This is a genomic window from Clostridium sp. 2218st1_F5_2218SCRN_220325, from assembly GCF_039062665.1.
In the GTDB taxonomy this organism is placed as follows: Bacteria; Bacillota; Clostridia; order Peptostreptococcales; family Peptostreptococcaceae; genus Intestinibacter.
This window is the reverse complement of the sequence record NZ_JBCLNH010000002.1, coordinates 64,997-82,369: the sequence shown is the minus strand read 5'-3', so window position 1 is coordinate 82,369 and position 17,373 is coordinate 64,997. Positions and strand designations below refer to the sequence as shown.

Sequence of the window (17,373 nt, the reverse complement as noted above, 5' to 3'; positions counted from 1 at the left end):
AATTAACAAAAATCTATTGAAATTAAATTTATGTTAAATATAGGATGTCATTTATCAGTCTCAAAAGGATTTGAAAATATGGGAAAAGAAGCCCTAACAATAGATGCAAATACGTTTCAATTTTTTACAAGAAATCCAAGAGGAGGAAAAGCAAAACAATTAGATCAAAATGATATAAATAAATTTTTAAATTTAGCAAAAGAAAATAATTTTGTTCAATTATTAGCACATGCGCCATATACTTTAAATGCTTGTGCAGCGGATGAAAGTAAAAGGGAGTTTGCAGTAAATACATTTATAGATGATTTAAAAAGATTAGAACTAACTCCAAACAACTTATATAATTTCCACCCAGGAAGTCATGTTAAACAAGGAGCAGATGTAGGTATAAAATATATAACAGATATGTTAAATCAAGCACTTACAAAAGAACAAACAACAACAGTTCTTCTTGAAACTATGTCAGGAAAAGGAACGGAAGTAGGGCGTAATTTTGAAGAATTAAAAGCTATAATAGATGGAGTAGAATTAGATGAAAAACTAGGTGTATGCTTGGATACATGCCATGTATTTGATGCAGGATATGATATAGTAAATGACTTAGATGGAGTACTAGAAAGATTTGATAATCTTATAGGATTAGATAGATTAAAAGCAATACATCTAAATGATAGTTTAAATTCTTGTGGTAGTCATAAAGATAGACATGCTAGAATTGGTGAAGGTCAAATTGGGCTTGATGCTATAGTTAGAATTATAAATCACGATGCATTAAAACATCTACCATTTTTATTAGAAACACCTAATGAACTAGATGGATATGCTAGAGAAATAGAACTTCTAAAAAGTAAGTATAATGGATAAAAAAACACTATAACGGTTGACTTTGTATACTAAAAACTATTAAAAATATATTTATCAAAAAAAGTGGCGTTAAAAAAATATCAAATGTTGTGTCATGCAAATTGATGTGATACTATCTAAGTATAAATGGTAAATATTACATGTGAGATGTTGAGAGCGATATTAAAGAAGGCAGACCTGTCTTTACTTAGTATTGCTCTTTTTATTGACACATGAATTTAGGGGTATTTTAGTAATACTAATTAGTATCTAAATTAAGAAATAAGTAGTATACAGAGGGAGTTTTAAATGGATATTAGATTTTATAATGAAATAGAAAGCAATCCAATAATAGCAGCAGTAAAAGATATGGATGGATTACATAAGGCTGTAAAAATAGATTCAATAAGAATCATATTTATTTTATTTGGTGACGTCTGTAATATAGTACAAATAGTAGACGAAATTAAAGAAAATAATAAAGTTGCAATGGTACATATTGATTTAATTGTGGGGTTAAGTGCAAAAGATATATCTGTTGATTTTATAAAGAAAAACACTAAAGCAGATGGAATAATAACTACGAAGCCTAATTTAATTAAAAGGGCAAAAGAATTATCATTATACACAGTTTTAAGATTTTTCTTAATCGATTCTATGGCTTTGGAAAACGTTTTTAAATCACAAAACAACGTAAATCCAGATATAATAGAAATTTTGCCAGGAGTAATGCCAAAAATAATAAAAAGAATTTCAAAACAAATAAAATGTCCACTTATTGCTGGGGGATTAATCACAGACAAAGAAGATATAATGGATGCACTTTCATCAGGAGCTGTATGTGTATCTTCAACAAATCAGGACACTTGGAAAATGTAGTAGAATATCAAAGAGGCACAAAGGTATGAGGACAGACATTAATTTAGGGATATTATATATGACTATTTAAGTACAACTAGTCTATATAATTATATATATTTTTATTTATAATGTATAAGGTTTAGAAGGAGGATTTTGAATATGTCTAAATATGTAATGGCGCTTGATGCAGGTACAACTAGTAACAGATGTATTATTTTTAATGAAAAAGGAGAAATGTGCAGTGTAGCACAAAAAGAATTTACTCAATACTTTCCAAAACCAGGTTGGGTTGAACATGATGCAAATGAAATATGGTCATCTCAATTAGGTGTAGCTGTTGAAGCTATGGCTAAATTGGGAATAGGTGCAGATGATATAGCAGCTATAGGTATAACAAATCAAAGGGAAACAACTGTAGTTTGGGACAAAAATACAGGAGAACCAGTATATCACGCAATAGTTTGGCAGTGTAGAAGAACTTCAGAATACTGTGATACTTTAAAAGATAAAGGATTAACAGATAAATTTAGAGAAAAAACAGGTCTTATAATAGATGCATATTTCTCAGGAACAAAATTAAAATGGATACTAGATAATGTTGAAGGTGTAAGAGAAAGAGCTGAAAAAGGAGAATTATTATTTGGTACTGTTGAAACTTGGTTAATATGGAAATTAACTAAAGGTAAATCTCATGTAACAGATTACTCTAATGCATCTCGTACATTATTATTTAACATAAAAGATCTAACTTGGGATAAAGAAATATTAGAAGAATTAAACATACCAGAATGCATGTTACCAGAACCAAAACCATCAAGCTGTATATATGGATATAGCGATGCGTCATTCTTTGGTAAAGAAATACCTATTGCAGGGGCAGCAGGAGACCAACAAGCAGCATTATTCGGTCAAACTTGCTTTAATCCAGGTGAAGCGAAAAATACATATGGAACTGGATGCTTTATGTTGATGAATACAGGAGAAACTCCAGTTTATTCTAAAAATGGATTAGTAACAACTATAGCATGGGGCTTAGATGGAAAAGTTAATTATGCTTTAGAAGGTTCTATATTCGTTGCAGGGGCATCTATACAATGGTTAAGAGATGAACTTAGAATAATAGATTCTGCTCCAGATTCAGAATATATGGCTAAAAAAGTTAAAGATACTAATGGTTGCTACGTAGTACCTGCATTTACAGGTTTAGGTGCGCCTCATTGGGATCAATATGCAAGAGGAACAATAGTAGGTTTAACTCGTGGAGTTAACAAATACCATATAATAAGAGCTACATTAGAATCATTAGCTTATCAAGTAAATGATGTATTACAAGCTATGAAAGCTGACTCAGGAATTGACTTAGCTGCACTTAAAGTAGATGGTGGTGCTAGTGCCAATGATTTCTTAATGCAATTCCAATCAGATATAATAAATGCACCAGTTAAAAGACCTTGTTGTGTAGAAACTACAGCTATGGGTGCTGCATATTTAGCAGGTTTAGCAGTAGGATACTGGGGTAGTAAAGAAGACGTAATTAAAAACTGGGCAATAGATAAAGTGTTTACTCCAGCTATGGATGGAGAAGATAGAGAAGAAAAAATCAAAGGATGGAACAAAGCAGTTAAATGCTCATTTGGATGGGCTAAAGAAGATGAAGAAGCAACTTCAGAAGCATAGAAATACTTACGAAATTTGAAAAATACCAATGATAAGAATTAAAATTAAATAATATGAGTTAAAATAAGAAGGGGGAATATGTTATGTTAGCATATATAGCAGAATTTTTAGGTACTATGATTCTTATAATTTTAGGGTGTGGAGTTGTTGCCAATGTAAACCTAAATAAATCAGGTATGAAAGGTGCAGGACCTATCCAAATAACATTAGGTTGGGGGCTTGCAGTTATGATTCCCGCATATATTTTTGGTGCAGCATCAGGCGCTCACTTTAATCCAGCATTAACAATAGCACTAGCTTTAGATGGCACAATTTCTTGGTCAGTAGTTCCAGGATATATAATTGCTCAATTTGCAGGAGCATTTTTAGGTGCTTGCTTAGTATATGTATTATTTAAAGGTCAATTTGATGCAACAGAAGACGGCCCAACAAAAAGGGGGGTATTCTGTACAGCACCATCAATAGAAGACAAACCTTTAAACTTCTTAAGCGAAATTATAGGGACTTTTATTTTAGTATTTGCAATTAAAGGTATCAGTAATGTAGCAGGAGCAGGAGATATAGGACTAGGTAACATATTTGTATTTGGTATAATCGTTTCAGTAGGTATGTCATTAGGTGGTTTAACAGGATATGCTATCAACCCAGCTCGTGATATCGGACCAAGACTTGCACATGCATTATTACCAATCGAAGGTAAATGCGACTCTGGTTGGGGATATGCAATAGTTCCATTATTAGGACCAATAGTTGGTGCTATCATAGCTGTATTAGTATATGGAGCAATTCCATGGTAGAATAACACTGTTAAAAAGATATCATGGAAAAATATTACAATTTTATTGTAATAAAAATTAATTTAAAGTATTATATAAGTGAGGAACTTTTGTAGCTTATACAAAAGTTGCTCATCTAGTTTATAAGAATAAAGAAAACGTATTCAAATGTAAAATTAAATATTAAGACTAGAGAATAGAGATAAAGTCAAGGAAATTAAAAGCCTATTAACGTAGGTTTTAATTTTCTTGGCTTTTTTAATACATACGAAAATTAATATTTAAAAAGGAGAATGGATTATATGTATGATGTAGTAATAATAGGAGCTGGTGTTTCAGGGAGTGCATCAGCAAGAGAATTATCAAGATATAAAGTAAATGCTTGTGTTATAGAAAAAACAGAAGATGTGTGTTCAGGAACATCAAAAGCAAATAGTGGGATTGTTCATGCTGGATTCGATGCTCCAGAAGGTTCATTAATGGCAAAACTAAATGTAGAAGGAAATTTAATGATGGAGGAGTTATCTAAAGAATTAGATTTTCCGTTTAAAAAGAATGGATCTTTAGTAATTTGCCTATCAGAAGAAGATATGCCAAAGTTAAAGGAGTTATATGACAGAGGAATAAGAAATGGAGTTAAAGAATTAAAAATATTAAATAAAGAAGAAGTTTTAGAATTAGAACCTAATATAACAGACGATGTTTACGCTGCATTGTATGCTCCTACTGGTGGTATTGTATGTCCTTTTGGTCTTAATATAGCACTTGCAGAAAATGCAAATACAAACGGTATAGAATTTAGATTTAATACAGAAGCTCAGGATATAGAAAAGATAGATGGTGGATTTATAATTAAAACAAATCAAGGGGATATAAAAACAAAATATATAGTTAATGCAGCAGGAGTTTATGCAGACAAGTTCCACAACATGGTAAGCCAAAATAAAATAAATATAACAGCAAGAAAAGGTGAATATTGCTTATTAGATAAGACTGCAGGAAATCATGTTTCAAGAACAATATTCGCGCTTCCAGGAAAAATGGGAAAAGGTGTATTAGTTTCTCCAACAGCTCATGGAAACTTAATAGTAGGGCCTACATCAACTGATATAGATGATAAGGAAGGAGTTAATACAACTAGAGAAGGATTAGATACAGTTATAGGAAAATCATCAATGAATGTTAAAAATATTCCTATGCGACAAGTAATAACATCATTCTCAGGGCTTAGAGCTCATGAAGATAACCATGAATTTATAATAAAAGAGCTTGAGGATGCAAAAGGATTTATAGATTGCGCTGGAATAGAATCACCAGGATTGACAAGTTCTCCAGCAATAGGAAAAATGGTAGCAGATATATTAAAAGAAAAATTAAACTTAGAAGAAAACCCTAATTTTGTAGGAACTAGAAAAGGAATACTTGACCCAAATACATTGAGTTTAGAAGAAAGAAACCAATTAATAAAAGAACAACCTGCATATGGAAATATAATTTGTAGATGTGAAATGATTACAGAAGGTGAAATTATAGATGCAATACGTAGACCTTTAGGTGCAAAATCATTAGACGGAGTAAAAAGAAGAACTAGAGCAGGGATGGGACGTTGCCAAGCAGGATTCTGTTCACCAAAGACTATGGAAATATTAGAAAGAGAGTTGAGTATTTCTATGTTTGATATAACAAAGGCCGGTGGAGAGTCAAATATGGTACTTGGTTTAGTTAAAGATTCAATATAAGGGGTGAATGAGGATGAAAAATTATGATCTTGTAGTAGTTGGCGGAGGACCAGCAGGGCTTGCAGCAGCAATAGCAGCAAAAGAAAATAAAATAGATTCAATATTAATATTAGAAAGAGATAACGAATTAGGGGGAATATTAAATCAATGTATTCACAATGGTTTTGGACTTCATACTTTTAAAGAAGAACTAACAGGACCAGAATATGCAGATAGATTTATTCAAAGAGCGAAAGAACTAAACATAGAGTATAAATTAAACACTATGGTTATGGATATAGATAGCAATAAAACAGTAACAGCAATGAATAGAGAAGAAGGATTATTTACAATAGATGCAAAATCAGTAATTCTTGCAATGGGATGTAGAGAAAGACCAAGAGGTGCATTAAACATACCTGGATACAGACCAGCAGGGATTTATTCAGCAGGAACAGCACAAAGATTAGTAAATATCGAAGGATTTCTTCCAGGACGAGAAGTAGTAATACTAGGTTCTGGGGATATAGGACTAATAATGGCTAGAAGAATGACATTAGAAGGAGCAGATGTTAAAGTAGTTGCAGAACTTATGCCTTATTCAGGTGGATTAAAGAGAAATATCGTACAATGCCTAGATGACAATGATATTCCTCTAAAATTAAGCCATACAGTAGTAGATATAAAAGGTAGAGAAAGAGTAGAAGGAATAACTATTGCAGAAGTTAAAGATGGAAAACCAGTTGAAGGAACAGAAGAATTCTATTCTTGTGATACATTATTATTATCTTGTGGACTTATACCAGAAAATGAATTATCTCGTGAAATGGGAGTAGAAATAAACCCTATAACAAATGGACCATGTGTAAATGAGAGCTTAGAAGCTAGTGTTGATGGTGTGTTTGCTTGTGGTAATGTGTTACATGTTCATGATTTAGTTGACTTTGTTTCACAAGAGGCAGCAACAGCAGGTAAAAATGCAGCTAAATATATACTTCAAGGAAAGAAAGAATCTAAAAAAACAATAGAGATAAAAGCAGTTGATGGAGTTAGATACACAGTTCCAAAAACTATAAACGTAGAGAATATGGATGATGAATTAACTGTACGTTTTAGAGTAGGGAATGTATTTAAAAATGCCTATATATCAACTTACTTTAATGATGAAAGAGTTGGGCACAAAAAACGTAGAGTTATGGCACCAGGAGAGATGGAACAAGTTGTTCTTAAAAAAGAAGAACTTGAAAACTTTACAAATTTAGATGATATAACTATAAGAATTGAGGAGGCTTAATTATGGGAGCTGTAGAAGTGAGTAATAAAATCGAATTGATTTGTATAGGATGCCCTTTAGGCTGCAATTTAACTGTTGATATGGATGGTTCAGAAGTTGTTGAAGTAAAAGGCAACACTTGTAAAAAGGGAAAAGAATACGCAGTAAAAGAAGTAACAAATCCAACAAGAATAGTTACTTCTATTGTAAGAGTTAAAAATGGAAATATAGCAGTAGTTTCGGTTAAAACTAAAGAAGATATTCCAAAAGCAAAAATACACGACTGTATAAAAGCGCTTAAAGATGTAGAAGTTGAAGCGCCTATAAAAATAGGTGATGTATTGGTATCAAATATTGCTGGAACAGGTGTGGATATTGTAGCAACTAGAAATATAAGAAAAAAACAATAGAGATTTAGAATAAATAGTGTTAGAACATAATATCTAACACTATTTTTTTGATACAAAATAAATAGCTATATGAATAAAAATTCGACTTGAATAAAATACTATAATTGAAGTTTATTAGAAATATTAAGAGAATGTTAAGTTAATTAAGTACATTTTAAATCTATCTTAAGTTTGTTGAATACTTTATAACTTGGATTTATACTTAATTACATCATAACAAAGTAGTATATATTGATAATATTACAACTGAAAAGGGTGAGTCATAAATATGAAAAGAAGAAATTATCTTATATCAATAATTATTGCAGTTATGATAATTACATCATCTACAAATGTATTTGCTGTAGACAATAATAGCTGGACAGATGCGACAAAAACATCACAAGGCCAGAGTGAAAAGTGGAGTGAATGGTGTGACGAATGGGAAAAAATAAAAAACTCTCCAACACAAATGTCATTATCACCAGGTAGTGATGAAACACAACTGAATTTTGCATGGTATTCAAAAACATGTGAAATAAAGCCGAACTTGAAAATAAGTGATAATCCAGAAATGAAAAATTCTACAGCATTACAAGTCACAACAACAAATGCAACAGAAGGATTCAAAAGCAATAAAGCAACAGCAACAGATTTAAAACCAAATACTAGATATTATTATAGCTATACAATCAATGGGAAATGGACAAAACCAACACTATACCAAACTAAAAACTTCAAGAGATATAGTTTTGCTTTTGTTGGAGATCCACAAATAGGTGCATCATGGAGATGTATGCCAAAGGATTTGAGCGAAGATGAAATCCAGGATAGAGCAGTTAGAAACGACAGCTTTAACTGGAATAATACTATCGAAAGCATTATAAAAAGAGATTGTAACATAAGTTTTATAATATCATCAGGAGACCAAATACAATCGAGAGATAAAGGTAAATCTAATGCTTTATACAATAAAAATGAAATTGAATATTCAGGGTATTTAAGTCCATCACTATTAAAATCAATGCCTGTAGCAACTACGATTGGAAATCATGATTCACCAAGCGGTAACTATTCATACCACTTTAATACTCCAAACCAAAGCGGACTAGGACAGACAACAGCAGGCAGTGATTATTATTATAGATATGGAAATACTTTATTTATAATATTAAATAGCAATAGTAAAAAAATTTCTGAGCACAAAGAATTTATAGAAAATGCAATAAAACTAAACGAAGATGCCACATGGAGAGTAGTATCAATGCACCACGATATATATGGCTCTGGAGAACATTCTAGCTCACCTAAATTAACTAGAATGAGATATAAAATCGTACCAATATTAGAAGCAAATAATATAGATGTTGTATTAACAGGGCATGACCACATATATTCAAGATCATATATATTAAAAGGTGCAAAGCTGGATGAATCATCTATGATTACTGAAAAAGACTATGAAAAATATACAAATGGAGAAAAAGAAAAAAATGAACAATATGAAAATTATATGAGGTCTATAGAAGACGATTATGCAGTAACAAATAAATCATTTATGGTAGTTAAAAAGCCTAAAGGAGTTTTATATCTTACTGCCGATTCATCTACAGGAAGTAAGTATTATAATTTATCAGAAAACCAAGAAGCCTATATAGCATCAAGATGGCAGGAAAGTGTGCCAACGTATTCAATAATAGATGTCACAAATAAAACATTTACAATAAATACTTATAGAACTGATAATAATAAAAAAATAGATTCATCATTTACAATAAAAAAATAAATTTAAAAGCAATTATCTAAAAGACTTATAAATTTAAAAAGATGCATGTGAGATAAATATTTATCATGCATCTTTTTTATTATTTAAAGCAACAGACAAAGTCGTTGGCATTATGAACGAAGTGAATTTTTCCTATATATTAAAAAATCCATATTTCTATTTATTTAACTTTGAAAGTATGCTATTTGCGACGCTAAGTCCATTGGCAGATGCTTGTTGTAACCCTCTAGTAACAGACGCACCATCTCCCATAGCACGAAGATTTTTAACACTTGTTTCAAAATCTTTATTTACAATTACTTTATTAGAGTAAAATTTGACCTCAACTCCATAGAGTAGAGTTTCATCACTTGCAATGCCGGGAGTAACTTTATCCAATGCTAAAATCATTTCTTTTATATCGACCATTATTCTATGAGGTATAACTAAAGATAAATCACCAGGGACTGCATCTTTAAGTGTAGGAATTAAGTTATTTCTACAAAGTCTTTTTTCTGTAGTTCTTCTTCCTCTTTGAAAATCACCAAAAGTTTGGACTAATATCTTGCCATCACACAACATATTGCTAAGTTGAGCGATTTGCTTACCGTATTCTATCGGTGTTTTAAATGGTTTAGTAAAGTTTTTAGATACTAATAGTGCGAAGTTTGTGTTGTTAGTTTTAAATTCTTTTGATTTATATGCGTGACCATTTACAACAGCTAGCCCATCTTCATAATATTCAGTAGCGACTTCACCTGATGGATTAGTACAAAATGTTCTAACTTTATCGTCAAATGTAGGCGTATAGTATACCAATTTAGCCTCATATAGGTTTTTGTTTAAAAATTCCATAACTTCATCCCTAACTTCAACACGAACACCAATATCTACAGTACCTACTTGGGTCTCTATATGGTGTTTTTTACATATATTTGAGAACCATTCAGAGCCTTCACGTCCAATTGCGCTTACGATTTCATCACCGAAAAATTCACGCCCATCATCTAAGACAACTCCTTTTGCCGTATTATCTTCTATGATTATATCTTCAACCATAGTATTAAATATAATATCTATTCCAGATGATAATAGATGGTCTTGAAGTTTTGAATAAATTTTATAACCTTCTTCAGTGCCGAGATGTCTTATAGGACATTCAATTAACTTTAAGTTAGCAGTGATAGCTTTTTTTCTTATTTCTATAATTTCCTTTTCTTTATCAACTCCATATACCTTAGTATCAGCTCCAAATTTTAAGTATATATCATCAGATTCCTTAATAAGTTCGATAGCTTTATCATATCCTAATATTTCTGGAAGGTTGCCCCCGACATCTGGTGATAAAGATAATTTACCGTCAGAAAAAGCACCTGCCCCTGCAAACCCAGTAGTTATTGAACATGGTTTACAACCAACACATTTCTTAGTTTTACGTTTAGGGCAATTTCTTTTTTCGATAGGTCTGCCTTTTTCAATCATTAATATATTTAGATCTTTATTATTTTCTATTAGTTTATAAGCGCAGAATATCCCAGAAGGACCTGCACCTATAATAATCACGTCATATTTTTTCATAGAAAATACCCCCTATAAATTTATATTATTTAAGATTAAACCTATCTCTTCATAGATTTTATCAATTCTTTTGTATTTTTATCTATACGAAGAGATTCACAGATTTTTTGTAGAGATTTATTATATGTAAAATCATCTAAGCTATTATCTTTGAGATAAGCCATAGTTTTTTCTTCAAATTTGATAAAACACATAGAAATAGCCCATGCAACGGCCATTTTAACATAATAGCCATCGTGTTTAATATTGTCTAAAGTTTTTAATACTAAATCTATATAATCTTCAGTAATGTAGTAATTTAGAATAATTACAACAGCAAATCTTATTTCGAATTCGTTGTATGATTTAAGATAAGATTGAATAAATTCCCACATGATTTCTTTATTTTTATTTACAAATTTCAATGTATTACAAAAGCTATCACAAATAGCCCAGTTATCTATTTTTGGAACAAAACTCTCAATATAATTTAATCTTTCTTCTACATCACATTTAGCATATGCTATGACTAATCCATTTATTAAAATTTCTTCATAATATTCTTCTTTAGAGTTAGACAAAAAATTTCTCCAATCTCCCTTTGCAATTTCTTTTGCAAGTTGTCTTAATAGTGGAAGACGAACCCCTATTATATTATCCGTATTTGGACATAATCTACTGTGAAATGTTTTAAACTTATCATCAGATAACTCAAATAATTTATCTCTTAAATCGTACATATAATCACCTCAAACTTTATAACCTTTCTATAACAAATAGTAGCATAATCAAGGGAAAGAATAAAAAAATTTGTGATAAAAACTATAAAAAAAGTTGCACAAAAATCTAAAATTATATACAATAAATATATACATATAGTGCCCAGTTATTTAAATGTATTAATTATTTACCAAGAAGAAGGTGATTTTCACCTTCTATTTTTTTGTTTAAATATAAAAGTAGGAGAGAATTTTATAAAATTTATAAAAGTGTATTAGTGTAGATAAGAATACTTAATATTTGTTGAAATTACAGATGAAAAATTATATATAAGTTTTAAATAGAAATAAGAATACAAATAAAAATAAGTGTTGTAAAATTTACAACACTTATTTTATGCATATTTTTAATTACTATAAAATAAATCATCCTTATCTCTCGGACAATTTTCATTTACAGATGATCCGTTTTTATTTAAATCAGTTAAATCTGTGACGTATTCTGAATAAAAATGAGGGTCCATATTTATATTATTTGCGTCGTATTGCTCAGTATTATCGTATTTAGAGTAAGTTTCAGTTTGTTGTGCACAATGAGCACATAGTTGAGTTTCTGGAAGAATATCGAGTCTTTCTGGTTCTATTTTGTGATGACATCTTTCGCAATAGCCAAATGAATTATCGTCTATTTTTGATAATGCTTCGTTTACTTTATCAAGTTGGTATTTTTGATGGTCAGTAAGACTATTTTGCATGTCATTCATATAGACTTCTGTTCCAATATCTCCGGGATGGTTATCATAACTAGATAATTCGCCAGAGCTATATCTTTCGCTTGTGTGGTGAGTAGTATCGCCAAATAGAGTGTTATCCTCCATTTCAGAAATTAAATTTTCTAATTCTTGTTTTTGTTTCTTAAGTTGCTTTTTATAGTTATTTGAATTCATAATTATCATCCTTATATCTAAAATATTTAAAATATCGATTCTATTATATGGAGTATTTAAAATCATATTCATATATGGATTTAGTGTATGATGTGCAGTTTTTAGAGAATTTAGGAAATAAATCGTACCAAGTTTTGTCAGATTGATGTAAAATTACAAAAAATTTAGTATAATATTAAGATATAGCAAAAAAATATACATTAATCATTAGAAGAGGGAATTTCTTATTTAGAAATTGAAAAAATAAGAATATATTAAAAACGTCGATTATTTGTAAAATAAATAAAATTTATGTATAAATTTTGTGATAAAACTGTAGGTATTTTAACGATTAATGGTATAATAATACTTATAGGATTAATAAGATAAACGTGTGAAAGGATGTATTATAAAATGACTAATGAATTATCAATGCAAGAGCTGTTAGACCAACAAGAACAACAGTTAGACAAATTAAAAGTAGGGGAACTTATAACAGGAACTATAACTAAAGTAACTCATGATGCAGTTGTACTTGGTTTAGATTGTGGATTTGACGGAGTAATCATATCAGACGATTTAAATATAGAAAAGGACAAAGAAGTTGCTGATGTTTATAAAGTTGGCGACAAAGTATCTGCTGTTATAACTAAAGTATCTCCTAAAGATGGTACTGTAAGATTATCAAAAGTATTAGCAGATAAAGAACAAGACTTAAAAGATGTAGAAGCAGCATATAACGAACATAAAATAGTTACTGCATATGTTGAAAAAGCTATACCAAGAGGTGTATTTGCAAAATACAAATCAATTCAATTATTTATACCAATATCTCAAATAGACACTAAATTTGTAAACGATACAAAAGAATATGTTGGTGCAAATTTAGAAGTTTATATAATAGAATTCAACACAAACAGAAACAAATATGTTGCATCTCATAGAGAAGTATTACAAGAAAGAATAAATGTAGAAAGACAAGAAAGAAAAGAAAGAGAAAAAGCAGAAAGAGACGCAGAAAGAGCTAAAGTTAAAGCTGAAAGAGATGCAGAAAGAGCTAGGGTTAAAGAAGCTAGACAAAACATATTCGATTCTCTTGAAGTAGGACAAAAAATACATGGTAAAGTAACAAAAATAATGCCTTATGGAGCTTTCATAGATATCGGTGAAGGTTTAGAAGGATTAGCTCATATAAACAACTTAGCTTGGAAAAGAGTAGAGTCTGTTGAAGATGTAGTTTCTGAAGGACAAGAATTAGACGTTTATGTATTAGAAGTAAATAAAGAAAATAATAGAATAGCTTTAGCAGTAAAAGATATAAACAACGATCCATGGCAATTAATAGCTAAAGAAGTTGCTGTTGGTGATGTTATAACTGGTAAAGTTGTTAGAACTATAGATAGAGGAGCTTTCGTTGAAATAAAAGAAGGTGTTGAAGCTTATTTACCAATATCTCAATTAAGCGAAAAAAGAGTTCCAACAGTAAGCAGCGTAGTAAATCCTGGTGATGAAATAGAAGCTAAAATATTAAACTTCCATCCAGAAGAAAAAAGAATGTTAATATCTATAAAAGAAGTTAATGCAGAGCCAGAAGAAGATTACACTCAATTTATGAAACCTGAAGAATCTTTAGGTGCTACAATTGGCGACGCTATAAAAAAAGCTGGAAAATAATAATTAAACATTAAAATAAGAGCTGTCTCAGTATTGGGGCAGCTTGAATCATTTTATACTAAATATCATAGAGAGGAAGAATAATGAAAGCAATAATAGATATGCATACACATACTGTTGCAAGTGGACACGCTTACAGCACGATACATGAAAATATACAATTTGCTAAAAAACATGGCATGAAATTTCTTGGGACATCTGACCATGGTTCAACAATGACAGGCGGACCAGCAGAATACTTTTTTCACAATCTAAAAGTAGTTCCAAGAGAAATGGATGGCGTTAAAATATTAAGAGGTATGGAAGCTAATATACTTGATGTTAATGGAAATATAGACGAATTAGATTCAAAAGCTCTTGATGGTCTTGATTATCTAATAGCTAGTCTTCATATAGTATGTATAGAACCATCTACTAAAGAAGACAATACAATGGCAATCCTTAACGTTATGGATAAAGAAAAAGTAAAAATAATAGGTCATCCAGATGACGCTAGATATGAGCTTGATTATGAAGCTATAGTAAAAAAAGCAAAAGAAAAAAATATATTATTAGAAGTAAATAATTCATCATTATCACCAAATACATCTAGAGAGGGCGCTAGAGAAAATATACTGAAATACCTAGAACTTTGTAAAGAATACGGTGTAAGAATAATAATGGGAACAGACTCTCATATATGTTATGATATAGGAGTTTTCCAATATGCAGAAGCAATAATTGAAGAAGCTAATTTCCCAAAAGAATTAGTAATCAATTATTGGGAAGATCAAATTATAGAATTTTTCGGAATTTAATGAATTGAAGAAAATATATAAAAATTTATTGACAATAAATGGTAAATAATATATTATTTTAATTAAGTTAAGAAAATACACAAAATAACAACAAAAACTAAACAAAGGCGTTGAGTAGAAGTAGTAGGAATTTATGAAGCTTACAGAGAGCCAAAGGCTGGTGTGATTTGGCAGTGGATGAATCTGAACTTGTCTAGGAGCTGTTTACCTAGGGTAAAACGTTAGTCTACGTTATAAGGCAGACAGTTAATTTTAACTGTTACAGAGTGAGCTTTTTATAAGCTAACTAGAGTGGTACCGCGAGAATACAACCTCGTCTCTAATTTTTAGAGACGGGGTTTTTTTAACACAAAAAATAAAAGAGATAAGGCCAATCTCAATTAAATTTTAAATTTTTTTAATATTTGGTAAATAACTAATAATAACTGGGACTCGATAAGAGAAAAATAATAGGGAATAAAAAAGCACAAAATAAAAAATAACTAGGGAATATAAACACATATAAAGGCACATATGTTAAATAAGTACATGGGCAAATAGTACAAATAACTGAGTAAAGCGGAAAAATACTCAAACTAAATATCAGAAAATACTGAATAATATACAAAATACACAATGTGAATAGTTAATACAGGGGGATAAAAAATGAGAAATAGTGAGTTTAATTATAAAAAATATGTAAAACCAGACTTTCAACCAAAAAACTTTACAAATCGTGAATGGCCAGACAAGGATATCACAAAAGCACCTATTTGGTGTAGTGTAGATTTAAGAGACGGGAATCAATCACTACCTACTCCAATGAGCGTAGATGAAAAAATGAAAATGTTTAAAATGTTGTTAGATGTAGGATTCAAAGAAATCGAAATAGGATTTCCATCAGCGTCACAAATTGAATACGACTTTTTAAGAAAGTTAATAGATGAGAACTTAATACCAGATGATGTTAAGGTACAAGTTTTAACTCAATCAAGAGAACACTTAATAACAAAGACTTTTGATGCATTAAGAGGATGTAAAAATGCAATAGTGCATTTATATAATTCAACATCAGTATTACAAAGAGATGTAGTGTTCAATATGGAAAAAGACGAAATAATAGGAATAGCTGTTAAAGGGGCAAAATTAATGAAAGAAGAAGCAGCTAAATATCCAGAAACAAACTTCCAATTTGAATATTCACCAGAAAGTTTTACAGGAACTGAGATGGAATATGCTCTTGAAATTTGTGAGGCTGTTATGGATGTTTGGGAGCCAACACAAGAAAATAAGATGATAATAAATTTACCATCAACTGTAGAAATGACTACACCAAACAGATATGCAGACCAAATAGAATGGTTCAGCAAAAATATTAAAAATAGAGATTGTGTGACAATAAGTTTACATCCACACAATGATAGAGGGACATCAACTGCAGCTGCTGAGTTAGGATTATTAGCAGGAGCAGATAGAATAGAAGGTACATTATTTGGAAATGGTGAAAGAACAGGAAACTTAGACATATTAATAGTGGGAATGAATATGTACGCACAAGGTGTAGATCCTGAGCTAGACTTTTCAAATATAAATGAAATAGCAGATATATACAAAAACTGCACAAAATTAAATATACATGAAAGACATCCATATGTCGGTGATTTAGTCTTTACTGCTTTTTCTGGTTCACACCAAGATGCAATCAGAAAAGGAATGAAAGCTAGAGAATCTAGAGGTGAATATGTATGGCAAGTTCCATATTTACCATTAGACCCTCACGATTTAGGAAGGGAATACACAGAAATAATAAGAATAAATTCTCAATCTGGTAAAGGTGGAGCAGCATATATCATGGAAAGCGAATTTGGATATAATATGCCAAAAGCTATGCAGACATACTTTGGAAAAGTAGTAAAAAGATGTTCAGACTCAATGGGTAAAGAACTTTCTCCACAAGAGATATTCAACTTATTTAAAAAATGGTATATCGATATAGAAACACCATACAAATTAACAAAATATAAAATAAGCTCAGTAGATTCTGATTCATTTGATGTTGATAGCAATAATATAGAGACAAATAGCTTATCATTAGAAGCAGTAATAAACTTTGACGGCCATGATTATACAATTAAAGGAACTGGTAATGGTCCAGTAGATGCATTTAGTAATGCATTAATGCAACAAGATGAAAAAGAATTACAACCACTTAAAAACTATAAATTCGTTCACTACCATGAACATGCTCTTGGTGAAGGTTCACATGTTAAAGGGGTTGCTTATATTCAAATTGATACAGGTGCAGACGAACCATATTTCGGAGTTGGAATTTCTGAAAATATCAATACGGCAGCAATAAGCGCACTTATGAACGCTATTAATAAGAGCTATATAAAAATGAATGTAAACTAAGAATAAT

14 protein-coding genes and 1 other annotated feature are annotated in these 17,373 nt (G+C 30.5%); of the genes, 11 read left to right on the top strand and 3 right to left on the bottom strand.

All coding sequences use genetic code 11. The features are described from left to right. Nucleotides 1–30: 30 nt before the first annotated feature. The 8 genes from ABCM86_RS01875 to ABCM86_RS01840 all read left to right on the top strand — a co-directional run bounded on the left by ABCM86_RS01875 (nucleotide 31) and on the right by ABCM86_RS01840 (nucleotide 9,323). The gene (locus tag ABCM86_RS01875) at nucleotides 31–864 is read left to right on the top strand and encodes a deoxyribonuclease IV (RefSeq protein ID WP_195928976.1); all 834 of its coding nucleotides are present in this window, start codon (nucleotides 31–33) and stop codon (nucleotides 862–864) included. 288 nt (nucleotides 865–1,152) lie between these two features. Next, nucleotides 1,153–1,722, top strand: coding sequence for a glycerol-3-phosphate responsive antiterminator (locus tag ABCM86_RS01870; protein WP_295733297.1), 570 nt, complete (start codon nucleotides 1,153–1,155; stop codon nucleotides 1,720–1,722). 141 nt (nucleotides 1,723–1,863) lie between these two features. Then, nucleotides 1,864–3,381 carry a glycerol kinase GlpK gene (gene glpK / locus ABCM86_RS01865; RefSeq protein WP_195928980.1) on the top strand — a complete coding sequence of 506 codons (1,518 nt, stop codon included), beginning with the start codon at nucleotides 1,864–1,866 and terminating at the stop codon, nucleotides 3,379–3,381. Nucleotides 3,382–3,464: 83 nt separating this feature from the next. Next, nucleotides 3,465–4,178, top strand: a complete 714-nt coding sequence (locus tag ABCM86_RS01860; RefSeq protein WP_195928982.1) for an MIP/aquaporin family protein — start codon at nucleotides 3,465–3,467, stop codon at nucleotides 4,176–4,178. A gap of 281 nt (nucleotides 4,179–4,459) precedes the next feature. Continuing rightward, nucleotides 4,460–5,896, top strand: coding sequence for an NAD(P)/FAD-dependent oxidoreductase (locus ABCM86_RS01855; RefSeq protein WP_195928984.1), 1,437 nt, complete (start codon nucleotides 4,460–4,462; stop codon nucleotides 5,894–5,896). Between the two features lie 13 nt (nucleotides 5,897–5,909). After that, complete coding sequence (locus ABCM86_RS01850) at nucleotides 5,910–7,169, top strand: FAD-dependent oxidoreductase (protein WP_295676320.1); 1,260 nt, start codon at nucleotides 5,910–5,912, stop codon at nucleotides 7,167–7,169. 2 nt (nucleotides 7,170–7,171) lie between these two features. Next, entirely contained in the window at nucleotides 7,172–7,558 is a 387-nt protein-coding gene (locus ABCM86_RS01845) for a DUF1667 domain-containing protein (protein ID WP_295573097.1), read from the top strand. 268 nt (nucleotides 7,559–7,826) lie between these two features. Next, the gene (locus tag ABCM86_RS01840) at nucleotides 7,827–9,323 is read left to right on the top strand and encodes a metallophosphoesterase family protein (RefSeq protein ID WP_343003354.1); all 1,497 of its coding nucleotides are present in this window, start codon (nucleotides 7,827–7,829) and stop codon (nucleotides 9,321–9,323) included. A gap of 156 nt (nucleotides 9,324–9,479) precedes the next feature. Here ABCM86_RS01840 and ABCM86_RS01835 read toward each other — a convergent pair whose 3' ends face one another. The 3 genes from ABCM86_RS01835 to ABCM86_RS01825 form a co-directional block, all read right to left on the bottom strand. Beyond that, complete coding sequence (locus tag ABCM86_RS01835) at nucleotides 9,480–10,880, bottom strand: NAD(P)/FAD-dependent oxidoreductase (protein WP_343003353.1); 1,401 nt, start codon at nucleotides 10,878–10,880, stop codon at nucleotides 9,480–9,482. 41 nt (nucleotides 10,881–10,921) lie between these two features. Beyond that, complete coding sequence (locus ABCM86_RS01830; RefSeq protein WP_343003352.1) at nucleotides 10,922–11,599, bottom strand: DNA alkylation repair protein; 678 nt, start codon at nucleotides 11,597–11,599, stop codon at nucleotides 10,922–10,924. Between the two features lie 386 nt (nucleotides 11,600–11,985). After that, nucleotides 11,986–12,525, bottom strand: coding sequence for a TraR/DksA C4-type zinc finger protein (locus ABCM86_RS01825; protein WP_295676311.1), 540 nt, complete (start codon nucleotides 12,523–12,525; stop codon nucleotides 11,986–11,988). A 393-nt stretch (nucleotides 12,526–12,918) separates the two neighbouring features. Here ABCM86_RS01825 and ABCM86_RS01820 point away from each other — a divergent pair, with 393 nt between their 5' ends. From ABCM86_RS01820 to leuA, 3 genes are all read left to right on the top strand, one after another. Next, nucleotides 12,919–14,178, top strand: coding sequence for a S1 RNA-binding domain-containing protein (locus ABCM86_RS01820; RefSeq protein WP_295676309.1), 1,260 nt, complete (start codon nucleotides 12,919–12,921; stop codon nucleotides 14,176–14,178). Between the two features lie 83 nt (nucleotides 14,179–14,261). After that, nucleotides 14,262–14,975, top strand: a complete 714-nt coding sequence (locus ABCM86_RS01815) for a phosphatase (protein ID WP_195929006.1) — start codon at nucleotides 14,262–14,264, stop codon at nucleotides 14,973–14,975. A gap of 101 nt (nucleotides 14,976–15,076) precedes the next feature. Further along, nucleotides 15,077–15,299, top strand: a binding site (T-box leader). Nucleotides 15,300–15,620: 321 nt separating this feature from the next. Further along, a complete protein-coding gene (gene leuA, locus ABCM86_RS01810; protein ID WP_343003351.1) occupies nucleotides 15,621–17,366 on the top strand; it encodes a 2-isopropylmalate synthase in 1,746 nt (581 codons plus the stop codon). Nucleotides 17,367–17,373: the final 7 nt, after the last annotated feature.